At 44.5% G+C, this 13,961-nt stretch carries 10 protein-coding genes; 5 read left to right on the top strand and 5 right to left on the bottom strand.

Translation table 11 applies throughout. The annotated features are described in order from the left end of the window. Window positions 1-99: 99 nt before the first annotated feature. Together V7K85_RS35205 and V7K85_RS35200 are read right to left on the bottom strand one after the other, a co-directional pair. Window positions 100-897 carry an SDR family NAD(P)-dependent oxidoreductase gene (locus V7K85_RS35205; RefSeq protein WP_334821167.1) on the bottom strand — a complete coding sequence of 266 codons (798 nt, stop codon included), beginning with the start codon at window positions 895-897 and terminating at the stop codon, window positions 100-102. 425 nt (window positions 898-1,322) lie between these two features. After that, window positions 1,323-2,474 carry an L-dopachrome tautomerase-related protein gene (locus V7K85_RS35200; RefSeq protein WP_334821165.1) on the bottom strand — a complete coding sequence of 384 codons (1,152 nt, stop codon included), beginning with the start codon at window positions 2,472-2,474 and terminating at the stop codon, window positions 1,323-1,325. Window positions 2,475-3,384: 910 nt separating this feature from the next. Between V7K85_RS35200 and V7K85_RS35195 the strand changes: the two genes are divergently transcribed. Together V7K85_RS35195 and V7K85_RS35190 are read left to right on the top strand one after the other, a co-directional pair. Beyond that, a complete protein-coding gene (locus tag V7K85_RS35195) occupies window positions 3,385-4,314 on the top strand; it encodes an SMP-30/gluconolactonase/LRE family protein (RefSeq protein ID WP_334821163.1) in 930 nt (309 codons plus the stop codon). Next, a complete protein-coding gene (locus V7K85_RS35190; protein WP_334821161.1) occupies window positions 4,311-4,853 on the top strand; it encodes a DoxX family protein in 543 nt (180 codons plus the stop codon). Before V7K85_RS35195 ends, V7K85_RS35190 begins: the two co-directional genes overlap by 4 nt. A 510-nt stretch (window positions 4,854-5,363) precedes the next feature. Here the strand turns inward: V7K85_RS35190 and V7K85_RS35185 are convergent. Both V7K85_RS35185 and V7K85_RS35180 read right to left on the bottom strand, forming a co-directional pair. Then, window positions 5,364-5,678 carry a hypothetical protein gene (locus V7K85_RS35185; RefSeq protein ID WP_334821159.1) on the bottom strand — a complete coding sequence of 105 codons (315 nt, stop codon included), beginning with the start codon at window positions 5,676-5,678 and terminating at the stop codon, window positions 5,364-5,366. Beyond that, window positions 5,651-5,908, bottom strand: a complete 258-nt coding sequence (locus tag V7K85_RS35180) for an ATP-binding cassette domain-containing protein (protein ID WP_334821157.1) — start codon at window positions 5,906-5,908, stop codon at window positions 5,651-5,653. Before V7K85_RS35180 ends, V7K85_RS35185 begins: the two co-directional genes overlap by 28 nt. A 206-nt stretch (window positions 5,909-6,114) precedes the next feature. On the opposite strand from V7K85_RS35180, the gene V7K85_RS35175 reads away from it, so the two are divergent. After that, window positions 6,115-6,897: a DUF928 domain-containing protein gene (locus tag V7K85_RS35175; RefSeq protein ID WP_334821155.1), complete on the top strand. Its 783-nt coding sequence runs from the start codon at window positions 6,115-6,117 to the stop codon at window positions 6,895-6,897. A gap of 15 nt (window positions 6,898-6,912) precedes the next feature. Here V7K85_RS35175 and V7K85_RS35170 read toward each other — a convergent pair whose 3' ends face one another. Further along, a complete protein-coding gene (locus V7K85_RS35170; protein WP_334821153.1) occupies window positions 6,913-9,627 on the bottom strand; it encodes a CHAT domain-containing protein in 2,715 nt (904 codons plus the stop codon). Window positions 9,628-10,293: 666 nt separating this feature from the next. On the opposite strand from V7K85_RS35170, the gene V7K85_RS35165 reads away from it, so the two are divergent. Then, window positions 10,294-13,320, top strand: coding sequence for a two-partner secretion domain-containing protein (locus V7K85_RS35165; RefSeq protein ID WP_334821151.1), 3,027 nt, complete (start codon window positions 10,294-10,296; stop codon window positions 13,318-13,320). Window positions 13,321-13,439: 119 nt separating this feature from the next. Next, window positions 13,440-13,910: a POTRA domain-containing protein gene (locus V7K85_RS35160; RefSeq protein WP_334821149.1), complete on the top strand. Its 471-nt coding sequence runs from the start codon at window positions 13,440-13,442 to the stop codon at window positions 13,908-13,910. Window positions 13,911-13,961: the final 51 nt, after the last annotated feature.

The following is a 13,961-nucleotide window of genomic DNA, read 5'->3' as shown; positions in this document are numbered from 1 at the left end:
AGGCATTGCTGAATTAAGGTATGAATTCTCAACATTCAACATCACAAAATCAAATTTATACTTCAAATCAGCAACGCCTAGTACTTCAAGACAACTTCCTCACAAACTTGCAACCGAGCCACCATCTACCCGATAGTTAGAACCAACCACAAAGCTTGATTGCTCAGAGCAAAGGAATGCAATCACAGCCGCTACTTCTTCGGGTTTACCACGTCGTTTGAGTTCGATGTGAGGGCGTTGTTCATTAAGGAAACTGTCAATTGCCTCATTAAAGCTGACACCCATCTGTTTTGAGCGTTTTTCCATCATTGCGTCAGTCATTGGGGTGGCGATATAGGCAGGAGAAACTGCATTCACCAGCACACCATCCTTTGCATAAGCTTTGGATAAATTTTTAGCAAGATTAAGTACCGCTGCTTTGCAAGCGCAGTAAGGTATCTCTTCTAGGTAGGGCTGTAGTGCATCTTCCGAACTGATGAGGATGACTCTTCCCCAACCAGCTTTACGCATCGCCCCGATAAAAGCGCGACAGGTGCGTACCGTCGCCATTAAGTCTACCTCAATTGTCTCGTACCACTCCTGATCACTAAGCTCCAGGAAATCTCCTGTAGCACCTGTAATTCCTGCTGCATGAACAAGAATTTGAACTGTCCCAAAGCGCTCATTAATTTGATTCTTTGCAGCTTCGACTTCTTCGGGCTTAGTCAAGTCTGCCTGAACCGTAAATATTTCTCCAGACTTTCTCAGATCCTCAGCCGCTAGATGAAGACTCTCGGAAGTCTTATCGATAATAGTAACCTTTGCACCCTCATGAGCTAGCAGTTTGGCTGTCGCTTTACCAATGCCAGAATCACCTCCAGTGATTACAGCGACTTTACCTTTAAGACCAAGATCCATATGCCATTTCTATCTATGATTGGGAGTAATTGATTTCAAGCCGATTAAGCAAATCTAGAATTGAGAAATATTTAGAGAATTTTTGCTAAACGCTTTATCTTATTTCATAATTTGTAAACTTTTAAACTATTTAATGGTATATTTTGGAAATTACAAATTCAGCCTTTAGACATAGATAAACTTGGAAAACTATTGTTTCAACTAAGATTTGTGATTGAGAATTTGTCACAAGGATGGCAACAGATAAGTAGGTCGGCGGAAATAATTATTGTTAGGATAAGGCAGTTCTTGCTGGGAGCAGGGGGAGAAAGAGTTTGAGCCTTATTTACTTTTCTTCACACAGTTTGGTTTTATTGCACTGACTTACTTAGATTTGCATAACCCAGATCCACAGAGGTATTCCCAATCTAAAATCCAAAATGATATTAGTCTTTATCCAGTAACACTGTCTGTGCATCTATGCTGATGCGAAATAGCACGTAAGGTTTCTCACGCAAGTCTTGCCCATTGTGATATGTAGGGTTACGATTCCATTGATCCACTGTGAAGTAGAGATAGCCATCTTGAGCAACAAAAAGACAATTGGGCCAGATGACTCGTGGATCGTGTACGACAGTTTCCAATGTACCATCAGGTAAATGGCGCAGAATCGCATTATTTTCGTAGTTCGTCACATAAAGACGATTTTTATTATCTGAAACCATCCCACCGGAAGCGCCTTTTTCGCCGTGGTCGATTACCGTAGCGGCGACTGACTCATCCGGTTTGTGTTCGTCAACTAAGGCCTCGATACTGACACTATAAAGATGCCGACTTGCCAGGGGACAATAAAATAGTCGCTGGCCATCACCACTGAGCGCAATTCCATCACTGCCAGTATAGATGTGCTTTGGCGGTTTACCTTGGGGACGCACCATCAAGGGTTGACCTTCTACAATTGGCAAGAAGTCTGGGACAGGTTTGGTTGAAGGATGGTCATTAAGCTTGCGCCAACTGCGTCCAGATGCCAAGTCTACGACAACAATACCGTTAGGGCCTTCCTCAGACGAGTCGGTAATATATGCCATTCCCTGTTCTCCCCAGCGTAGGTCAACGCGCACGTCATTCAGGGTAGAGTTGACAGAGGCAACGGATTCAGGAAATATAATTTTCTGAAAAATCTGGTCAGTTTCTAAGTCAATACCTACAAGCTTTGGCCCACCAGGGGGAACAGGATTTTGCTTAATTTTAGCGTGGTCTAATAGCCAAAGGCGATCGCGGGCATCAAGTGTTATACCTTGAACGGAAAGCAAGCGTTTAGAGGTTGGTGCCGAATCTGAGTAATGGATTTCGGCATTTGGGTAGGGAACAGGATTGCCATTCTTTTGATGTGGCTGTTTGAGTTCCGCAACAGTGAATTTTATATCATCATCAACTAGTCGAGGATAGCTAATGAAAATTCGCCCTTGCTTTGATACCACAACCCCTATCGGCATGGGATCATAGAAGAGTGTGATTATCTCAAGGTTGCCAATAGCTTTGTCAGTAGGCAGTGAGGGAATAGGAGTATTAGGATTGGTTTCGACAATGTTGATCATTACAATATCTCCGTTGGTTGGTATTATTTTTCTTGGACTTGTGGTCAGTCAGCAGCCACGTTACCGTTCTTTGTCAAATTAGACCAAACGATTCATATTTATTGAGAATGTAATCAACTTTTCTAGCAGCAAATTAATATTTTATTTGGTTTATCAAAAGTCAAGTAGCAATAATTTGATTTGCTTTCTAAGTTATTTAATTTTAAAGGCTTAATATCTTTAAATCTAAAGGATGTTTTAAAATTGGTTGGATGTGATTTTAGACACTTTTTGATCCCCAACTTATCGGGGGTTTTAGAGGGTTGTAGAACGTTTTGCTACCGACAATAGGACTTTTAAAACATCCTCTTAGACTCCTCACTTTATGGTAAAACTTTAATAAAAAGATTACTTGTATCTAATGGCTTATAATTTATTTATGTCTAAAGATAGGTCATTGTTTAATTTTATTTTTAATTTTGTGTAGATATTATATTAAGGAAGTATAGTTGGTTTTAAATAATCAAAATATGAAGAAATTTTAGTTTATATAACTTTAGGAATAAATTTATTAATATAAACTGTTTTTGGAAATTATACTAGCTTTCTTCAATAAAATTTTTAGCCTTGAACGAAAATCAGTTATTTAAACAAGTTCTGAAATTATTTCTGGATTTAAGTATGATTAAAATTAGCACATTAATTGCAGAAAATATATCTCTAGTTTGAAGTAAATTGAAGTCAATACAATAATAATTATGTTTATACCAATTATCTATAAGTTTGGACTTCATAAATACTGATAAACATATAGCTAGAAGTTATACACTTGTATTTATGCAAAAAATTAAGTGCAGCTTGATAGTAATTCAGTATTAGCTTGAACCTGCTATTTGTCGTTAGCAACCAAGTTAAATAACAGGAGTTTCCGATGCCTAAAGCCATTGAGATTTACGACGATCGCCTGCGTGCAATTGTACACTCAGATGCCTCACTCCAACAGCTAGCCAACGGTGCAGTCCATAGCGAAGGCCCTGTTTACTTCCACGAAGACGACAGTATTGTGTGGAGTGATGCTCATGGCAACCGCCTGTTGCGTTGGAGTGCCACTGATAACGTGAGTGTCCTACGAGACCCATCTGATTACCAAAGCGGTAATTACCGCGACTTAGAGGGTCGTCTGGTTGCGTGTTCATCCGGTCTGCGTGCTATTATTCGACATGAAGACGATGGTGAGTGGAAGATTTTAGTTGATCGCTACCAGGGCAAACGCCTTAACAGTCCAAATGATTTGGTAGTGAAAAGTGATGGCACTATTTGGTTTACCGATCCGCCTTATGGCATTACTGAGCCAAACCAAGGTTACGGCGGCGAACAAGAACAACCCGGAAGTTATGTGTATCGCTTTGATCCAGCAACTGGGGAGATTTATCCAGTAGTAACAGATATGGTGCGTCCTAACGGGCTGGCTTTCAGTCCAGACGAAAGTCTCCTATATGTCTCAGATACAGCTGCGTTTAATATACCTGGGGGGCCTCATCATATCCGTATATACGAGGTCGTGGACGGTCGGCATGTGACTAATGGTCGCGTGTTCTGTGTGATTGAGCCAGGACAACCTGATGGACTCCGGGTTGACGAACATGGCAATGTTTTTACTAGTTCTCAAGACAGCGTACAGGTATACGCCCCCGATGGGACTCAGTTGGGAAAAATTCTCGTCCCGGAGATATCCACTAACCTGACTTTCGGCGGAAAGGAAGGCGATTCCCTTTCAGGGACACTTCGTGAACGCCTTTTTATCACAGCCGGTCATTCTTTATATGCTATCGACCTTAATACTGGTGATGTACAGCAATGATTTATAAATTTGCGTTGGGTGTGGGGATCGCTTTTTTTCTAGCTTCATTTAATTACCCCCAGCTAGGCCCATACCTGTTGAGTTCACTCTATGATGTGTATCCTAACAGATTCCCAGGATTGGCGCTTTTACTGCTAAGAGTTAGCGTTGGCGGCTTGTTTCTACTACACGGCTATCCAAAGATAACGCATCTTCGACAGTGGGCTGAGTCTATGAAAATGCCTGTATTTCTTTGCTTTCTATCAGCTGCGTCTATGTTAGGTGGCGGAATTTTTCTGATTGTAGGATTCCTTACACTCTTAGGAACCTTGCCCATTCTCGGCTCAATGATTTTTGCGATATATTTAGACATTTCTGGAAGTAAGCCCTTTGTAGCCCAAGATCCATACTTAATTCCGGAAGGACAGTATATGGGCCCTTTAGGAAAAGGTGAACCGCCAAGTTGGGAAAAAGCGTTTATGTACTGCGTTATGCTGATTGCGATCGCAGTTTTAGGCCCTGGTGCGTATTCGCTAGATGCTTTGATTTTTGGACGGTGAAAATTACACAACTGAATCACTCAAAAGGCATATTACAGCCATCGTCTACCTAATAGTCTGTGAAGCCCAGTTTGCTGGGTTATATAACGAACCGCAGAGGCACAGAGAAGCCAGTGCGCCCTTGCGGTTTCCCGACTTGTTCGCTCTTAGCGTTCCCGCTCTTTAGCAACTGGCGCGACACAGAGTAAGAGAAAGAGAGAAAGATTTTAAAACGAATCAAATTTTAATTTCTCTTCTTTCCCTCTTCCTTCGTGTACTTCGCGTACTTCTCTGCAAGACACGCAAGGGACGCGGTTCGTTCCCTTACCCATCCAATTTAGTGTGGTCGAGTACTAGGGACTGTTTTCAAACCCCAAATTAGACTTAAATGTAGGTTGGAGAGCCAGTGCGTTGGGCGGGTTTCCCGACTTGAAGCAAGTGGCGTTTGAGGAACGAAACCCAACATTTGCGTTGCTTTGTTGGGTTGCGCTACGCTTAACCCAACCTACTTTTTGAGTTTGAAAACACGCCCTAGTGTCTCTTTCGCTCCAAACTCATACAACCTGCATCCGTTTGTCGAATTCCAATAGCCCAACTCCGCAGATCTTCGGGACGAATCCCTAATGTTGCTCTATCCCCAACTGACAAAGTTTTGGGCTTCACTGGAATCATTACGGTTGCGTCACCAGGTAATCTGACCGTTGCACCAGAGTCATTGACGGCTGACACTGTTACCGAGATAAAGTTCATTTTCAGTAAACCAATAAATCCGGCGACGAATAGATTGCGGGGATGGTGGTAGAGTTCCAGGGGAGAACCTATTTGTTCGATGATACCGCCCTGCAAGACACAATTTTGTCGGCGAGGGTCATTGCCTCAACTTGATCGTGGGTCACATAAATCATCGTGGCTTGCAGGCTGTCGTGTAAGCTGGCAAGCTCGATCTGCATCTGCACCCGCAAAGCAGCATCCAGGTTAGACAGCGGCTCATCCAACAAAAATACTTTGGGATTACGCACCAAAGCACGACCGATCGCCACCCGCTGTCGTTGTCTTCCCGAAAGTTCTTTAGACATCTTTGAAAATAAGCAAAGCCAGTTTACAACAGGCTTTAAGTAGGCGATGCCTACGGCGGTAAACTACGCAGATTCAACTCTTAACGCCTGCTAAACGGCAAAATAGTGCTTTGAGATATTTTATGTTTTAAAAGTAAAATATAGACTGGTGCGTACCTAATTTTAACCCCACATAACAGATAGTTTTAAACCTAACCAAGATTATAATGATTCCAATCCAGTGGTTCCTAAACAAACGCATCAACATCAAACTAGTCATCAGTTGTACCCTAAGCTTAGGGCTGATTGTAATTTCGGCAGCTCTTGGAAGTTATGCACCCGGCAATCAGAAACCTGTCCCGAAAGACCGCAGATCGGATGGAGGAACGACCAGAGGGTGTTCTGGAGGAGATATACCGCTAACCGTTCTTGCCTCTGGCAATTATGTTGGACGGACGATATCTCAGCATCCTACGTTTGCTTGGTTTGTGCCTCGTGACTCCGCCTCCAAGCCAATGAAATTCACGATTTATGAGTGGGTTCCAAGCGGTAAACCCAAAGAAGTTCGCAACAGATCCTTGCAGAGTTCACCGGGGATTATGAAGTTATCTCCGTTCTTGGAGAACGAACCAGGGCTGCAAGCGGGGAAAGAATATTTCTTGCAGGTTGTCATTCAATGTGACCCAGATAATCCATCAGGTGATTTAGTCGACGAGGCAAGTATTGAGGTTGTAGGAATGCCAGCAGCTGTGCAAAGTAAATTGAACAAAGCAGTAAATAGTGTTGAGAAAGCTAATATCTATGCTAAGGCAGGTTTATGGTACAACGCGCTAGATGAAGCACTTAAACTGGCCCAAGCGTCGAAACTGGGAGAAGTGGGTTCAACTCTGTTAAACGATTTGGCTGAGTGGGAAGCACCAAAAACTACACTAGGATTGCCACCAAAAGAACGGGAAGCGATCAAGAAACGGATTGAAAACTTGAAGCAGATTGCAGACAGCGCACGCTAACCAGGCTTATCTGCCCTAAAGCCAGTTACCGATGAGGATAAAGGGTGCCCATTGGGCAGGGTGAATCTTCTTATTCTGATTAATCAGTGCCTTCTGCGCTTCCTTCAAGGCTTCTGCTTTGCTCATTTGCGATCGCAAGTTATCGTAAAACTTAACGACTAGTTCTTGTGTAAAAGCATCGTCAACGTACCAAAGGGAAGCCAAAGCACTTCTAACACCTGCTTCCACGGTGATGCCAGCCATCCCCAGCGTAGCACGGTCATCTCCTACACCAGTTTGACAAGCTGTGAGCACGAGCAACTCCACCGGCTCCGAACCTCCACTAAAGCGGCGGATGTCACTCTCTAGCTGAGTAATTGTAATCTTCTCATTATTACCCGTAACTAAAAAGCTATCTTCTGGAATAGTGCCAAACTGTCCGTGAGTGGCAATGTGAATAATCGGGTAAATTGCTTGTTTAAGTTCTTGCTTTAAGCTTTCATCAGTGAATTGTTTATTAAAGAGTTTCTTACTACCTGGAAATAGTTTTGTGACTTGATTGACTTCATCGGCGACATTTTCCAAAGGCTGAAATTTTTCATCATCAATGGTAGCTGCCTCAGTTAACCCCAAAGCTAGCATCCGCAAACCTTGAAAATTTAGGTGTTTAGGAGATGTTAAGCGCAGACCGGGAGTCGTAGCAATGGCGTATTTCTGAACTATAAATTCCTGACCATCATGGAGTGCAGCCATCGGTACACTGCGTAATAGTCCGTCTTGGATGAAAACGAGAGTTTTGATTTTTGCTCGATCTAAATCGGGAGTGAAAGGGCGAATAATCGAGTTATATAGATTCTGTGCTGGTGTTAAAAAAGCGTCACTGTGGTCATAAAATCTCTGGATTTCTCGACGGAATTTTTTGATTTCTGCTGTGAATTTTTTAGTCTCCTTTATCCATGCCAGCTTCTTCAATCTTCTTTCAGCATTTGGCTTGATCTTCTTTTCAGGATTGGGTAGGCTCAACACAATAGCCGTGCGGTCTTCTAGGATGATAGAACTAAAAATGGCAGTATCTTCTGTCTCTAAATCATCAACTCGTTCTTTATCAAAAACGGTAAAGACACAATCATTGCCGAAATAATTTTGCAATTCTGCTAGTTTCAAAAAATCAATAGCATCGAGTCCAGAATCCAGTTCCTTTTGATACTCTTGACTTGCAATGGGTAGTGATTCAGCACGCTCTAGCTTTAACCGAGCAAACTCTCGGTAGAGAGGACTAATGGTATCCCGAAAGCTAAATTGCGAGTCTTGGTCAGTAATTAATAAATTATCTCGGATACCTCCCTCACCTTGTAACGTTGCGATCGCACGTTCGTAAGCAGCAATTGCCTCAGATTCTTTAGCCTGTGCCTTGAAAATTCGTCCCGCCTGCCACTCCCACAAATAAAGACTATCTTTAGCACGCAGCTTTTGGTCGGCTGCCAAGCGTGCCTGTTTCGTCAAATCTAAGGCTTTATTGTAGTCTTTGTGGCACTCGTAGAGATGACCTAGTTTACCTAAAGCAAATGATTCGGAGCGAGAATCTTTAATGCTTTGGGCAATAGAAACAGCTTTTTTCAAAAGTTCCTCAGCTTGTGAATCCTTAAGTTTTCGTGGCAGACATTGAGCTTGAAATGAAGTAGAATTACTAGAAGAAACAAGTTGTTCTAGTTCGGCTAAATCAATCGCTGCATAGACTTTATTGAAAGAATTGGGGAGCCTCTCAAGTAGAGCTAAAGCGGATTGTAATGCTTGCTCTGCCTGATTAGTGTTATCAGGTAACTTTGAATCTTTTGGGCGGTAATAAAGTTGAATCAAATTGAGAAGTGTCTGCATTTGACCCGATGGGTCGTTTTGAGTGCGGGTCAGTTCGAGACTGTTATTAAAATAGTCTAAAGCTTTTTTGTAAGATAAAGTAGCTTTTTTAATGAATTCACTAGCCTTAATCTCTGCGCTTCTTAACTTAGCGGAATTAGCACGCTGCTCGTTAAGTTGAGCTTCACTAAAGTAAGCATTACCCAGACTATTAAGCACTGAGGAACGATAAACTGGGAGGTTAATCTCCTGAACAATCTTTAAGCTAGTCTCTAGAGTTTTAATGGCTTTGTCATCCTGTCCCCTGAGGCGATACGCTTCTCCCAAGCTTCCCAAAGCCGCCACTTCTCCCTGGCGATCGCTAAATCTTCGGGCAATTTGCAAAGCACTTCCTTCACTTTCAAGGCAATCTTCATCAGTCTCAGAAGCACCACATAAAAGCGCGATCGCTTCTCTATTTTGCCCCAAACGGCTGTTGGTTTGAGCAAGTTCTGTGAGCAACCATCCCACCTTCACGAATTCTCCTGAAGAGCGATAGTTGGCAATTGCTTCTTTCCAATAGTTGATCGCTTGCTCGAATTGACCGATTTGCTGATAAGCTATGGCTAATTTTTCTCGAACAATCGCCTCATCAGCGAGATTGCTGGTGCTTTGATAGGCACTTAAGGCAATTTGCCAAGATGCGATCGCTCCTTGCACGTCTCCTGTCTTATATCGTTCAATTCCTTGTTGTACAAGTTGGTTACTATTAGGAGACTGCGCGGTTGCGACTTCTGGCCATCTTGCCTGCAAAGGGTTGAAGGGAACATGATTTAGCCACAGGCAAAGCGTGAAGCTGCTCAGGAATAGAACTACCAGAAAGCAGCGGACACGAAATTGGCGGTGTCGGCTTGGCATAGTGAAATCTAGTAGGTTCTAAGAGGTTGTTTGAAAAGTGTTTCGCTGTGACTTTAGGCACTTCTAGATTCCCCCTAACCCACGCCAGCGCGGTCATGGGGGAAACCCCCATGACCGCGCTGGCTCCCCTTTTTAAGGGGGGAACCGGAATCAAAGTCCCCCTTTTGAAGGGGAGCCACTGCGTTGGGCGGCTCTGCCGACTTGTTCGCGCAGCGTCTCCCTTAGGAGAAGCACGTGGCGTGGATTTAGAGGGATCTAGAACGTTTTGCTACCGACAAAAGGACTTTTCAAACATCCTCTAAGGAGGATTTTAAACGAAGCTTTAACTCTATTTCAATCTGAAGTTGCACATCTGAGCCATGCTAGCTGCCTAATTGTGCAATCAGTCTAGCTTTGGTTTGCAATTAACTTAGCACAACAGGTGAATGCCTAACTTCAGTTCAACATTTATTATACAAATTGAGTCAAGATTTATTCTCGTGTAGATGGGAAAATTTATAAACATGTAATTACGAATTGAGTAAAGCAAAATAAAACAATCACAAAGGCTTCAAAGTTTTTATATTTTGTTACTTAGTTAGGTTTATTTGTGTCTACCTACTTAATTATAATGCTCACCAGGAAACTCCTAGTGATAGATTTCTAAAAATGTTAAGGAAACCTCCTATGATTGCTAAAAGCTGGTTGAGTCGGTGTTGGCAGTGGAAAATTGGGGGTTGTGTTGCTTTAGTGTGGGCACTCTCAGTAGGAGTAAGCGAGCGTGTTTTGGCTCAAATCGTGCCTGACAAGACCCTGGGTGCTGAAGGTTCTGTTGTTACACCCAATGTCAATATACAGGGGATTCCTAGCGATCAGATTAATGGTGGCGCAACTCGCGGTGCTAACCTCTTCCACAGTTTTCAGGAGTTTAATGTAGAGGAAGGTAAGGGGGCTTATTTTGCCAATCCCACTGGAATTGAGAACATTTTGACTCGCATCACGGGCAGCAATCCTTCTAATATTTTGGGCAGGTTGGGGGTTTTGGGTGGGGCGAATTTGTTTTTGCTTAATCCTAACGGGATTGTATTTGGCCCGAATGCCCAGTTAAAAATTGAAGGGTCGTTTCTGGCTTCTACGGCAAGCAGTTTTACGTTTCCCGATGGCAGTGAGTTTAGTGCCATCAATCCTCAAGCGCCTCCTCTATTAACGATTAGCGTACCCTTGGGCTTACAATATGGGAGCAATCCTGGGAGCGTTCAGGTACAGGGGTCTAATCTACAAGTGAATCCAGGTAAGACCTTAGCACTTGTTGGCGGTAATGTGAGTATGGACGGTGGGCAGATTAAAGCTTCGAGTGGTCGAATCGAGTTAGGAGGAGTAGCAGGAGGGGGAACCGTCGGGCTTGTTGAAAATGGCAGTGAACTGGCTTTGAGTTTTCCTAATGAGGTGGTGCGAGGTGATATATCCCTAACTAATGACGCTTTTGTGGTTGTAAGCGCTGGCGGTGATGGTAATATAGCCATCAATGCCCAAAACTTAAGGATGGCGCAAGGAAGTGAACTTCAGGCAGGGGCTTCATGGTTGGTGTCATCTAACACCAACCCCAGAGACATTGATATTAATGCCACAGGAGCAATAAACCTTACTGAGGGTAGCTTTATCGAGAATTTGGTATTTCCTGGAGCCACGGGCAAGGGGGGTAATATCAACATCACGGCAGGATCGCTTGCTGTAACTAATGGCGCTCAACTGAGAGCCAACACCTTTGGAAATGGGGATGCGGGGAATTTGAATATAATCGTCCGCGATCGAGTTTCCTTTGAGGGGATGGGTAGCAATGCGGAAAGTGTAGTAGAATCTGCGGCTGAGGGTCAAGCAGGTCAAATTAAGATGACCGCCCGTTCGGTGTCTGCATCTGGTGGTGCTACCTTAATTGCTAATACCTATGGACGGGGAGATGCTGGCAATGTGACGATTAGTGCCACTGATGCAGTCTCCTTGAAAGGGTCTTCCACTGGCATAGGCAGCCAAGTATTTAAACAGGCAGTGGGCAAAGGAGGCAGTATTAATATCACTACAGGCACTCTGTCTGCATCTGGTGGCGCTACCTTGGCTGCCAATACCTTGGGACAAGGGGATGGAGGTAGTATTAATATCACTACAGACACAATGTCTGCATCTGGTGGCGCTACCTTAGCTGCCAATACCTTGGGACGGGGAGCTGCTGGCAATGTGACGATTAATGCTACTGATACAGTTTCCCTGGAAGGGTCTTCCACTGCTATAAGCAGCCAAGTATTTGAACAGGCAGTCGGTAAAGGAGGCAGTATTAATATCACTACAGGCACTCTGTCTGCATCTGGTGGCGCTACTTTAGTTGCCAATACTTTGGGACAGGGCGATGCTGGCAATGTGACGATTAGCGCTACGGATGCAGTCTCCTTGGAAGGGTCTTCCACTGGCATAGGTAGCCAAGTATTTGAACACGCAGTGGGTAAAGGAGGCAGTATTAATATCACTACAGGCACTCTGTCTGCATCTGGTGGCGCTACCTTGGTTGCCAATACTTTGGGACAGGGCGATGCTGGCAATGTGACGATTAGCGCTACGGATGCAGTCTTTTTGGAAGGGTCTTCCACTGGCATAGGCAGCCAAGTGCTGGCTGATGGCGTTGGTAATGGAGGCAACATTAAGATAACTACGGGGTCACTTGCTGTGACCAATGGCGCTCGACTGATTGCTAGTACCTATGGACAGGGGAATGGGGGCAATGTGGATATACATGCCCGCGATATGGTTTCCTTTGATGGGGTGGGTAGCAATGAAAAAAGCAGTGGGGTATTCAGTAGTGTGGAAATGGGAGGCGTGGGCGAGGGTGGCGACATCAGCGTTACAACTAACACCCTAAGCGTAGCAGATGGAGCTGTTTTAGATGCCCAAACCCAGACTAACTTTAAAGCGGGTGACATCACCGTGAACGCCACACAATCTCTAGACATAAATCAGGCTTTTTTGCTTGCCGAGTCAAATAGTGCTGCTCCTGCTGGGAACATAACGATTAACACCAAAAGCCTAACAGCCACAAATGGCACGATCGCAACCTCCTCCAAGGAATCTTCCGGGGGAGCAATCAAAATCACCGCTTCTGACATCCGCCTCTTTGGTGACAGCGATATCAGAACCGATGTCGCCTCTGGTGCAGGCGGTGGCGGTAACATTAACCTAGCAGCTAACTCAATTATCGCATTTGGCGACAGCGACATCCTCGCTTATGCTGATCGTAATGATGGCGGCAGAGGGGGAAATATCACCCTCGACACCAGAGCTTTCTTCGGCGAAAACTACAGCCCTGCATCTTCTCGTAACGATCCCCCAAATACCCTTGATGGCAATAACCGAGTAGACGTGAATGCCACTGGTGCTGTAGAAGGAGTCATCACCCTACCCGATACCACCTTTATCCAAAACAGCCTCACCGAGTTACCAGACAATCAGATTAACACCGACAGCCTTCTCGCCAATAGCTGCATTGTCCGCCGCAATCAACCAACCAGGGGAAGCTTCATGGTAACAGGTACTGGTGGCTTACCTCAGCGCCCTGGAGATGCTCAGATGTCCAGCTTTCCTACAGTGGACGTGAAAACTTTACCTAGTGAGAGCACACTCTCAAGACCAACCCAAATCGTCCTTGGCACAAAGGCGACCCAATTGTAGAACCCCAAGGCGTGTATCGACTACCGAATGGGAAACTCGTTATGAGTCGAGAATGTTCTTAATTCACTAACAAGAATATGTACCCTATCTTAAGGTGGTTTGCCATTTCAGGTTCTTGCATGGCGACCTCAGCTTGCGTTGCCCTCAGTGCAGTCGCTCAGTCTACACCACCACCAGGCGTCACCATTCCCCCAACCGCACCTGACACGGTTGAACAAACCATTCCCAAACCCTCTGAATCACCTCGTCCTCTCCCTAGTGAAACGCCTACATTACCACCATTACCCGAACTGCAACCTTCCCCGACCCCAGAGCAACTAGAGGTTACTTCCCCGTCGAGCGATCGCTTCTTGATCAAAAAAGTAGAAGTGCAGGGAAATACCATCTTGCAGGACGAAATTGCTAAATTAACCCAGCCTTACGAGAATCGTGAAGTCACGTTTGAAGAGTTGCTCGAACTGCGCTCGGCGATTATTCAACTCTACATTAAAAACGGCTACATCACCTCTGGAGCCTTTCTGCCCAATAATCAAGACCTCAGCACTGGGTTGAGTCGATGGGGGATATTATTCCCCGCACCTCTCAGTTAGATCCGTGCGTACCCGTTTCCGTGTACACGGCTCCCGATGTTCTTAGCTTAC

The organism is Nostoc sp. (genome assembly GCF_036917615.1).
Taxonomy (GTDB): domain Bacteria; phylum Cyanobacteriota; class Cyanobacteriia; order Cyanobacteriales; family Nostocaceae; genus Nostoc.
The sequence above is the reverse complement of the archived record's forward strand: the minus strand, read 5'-3'. Positions and strand labels throughout refer to the sequence as shown.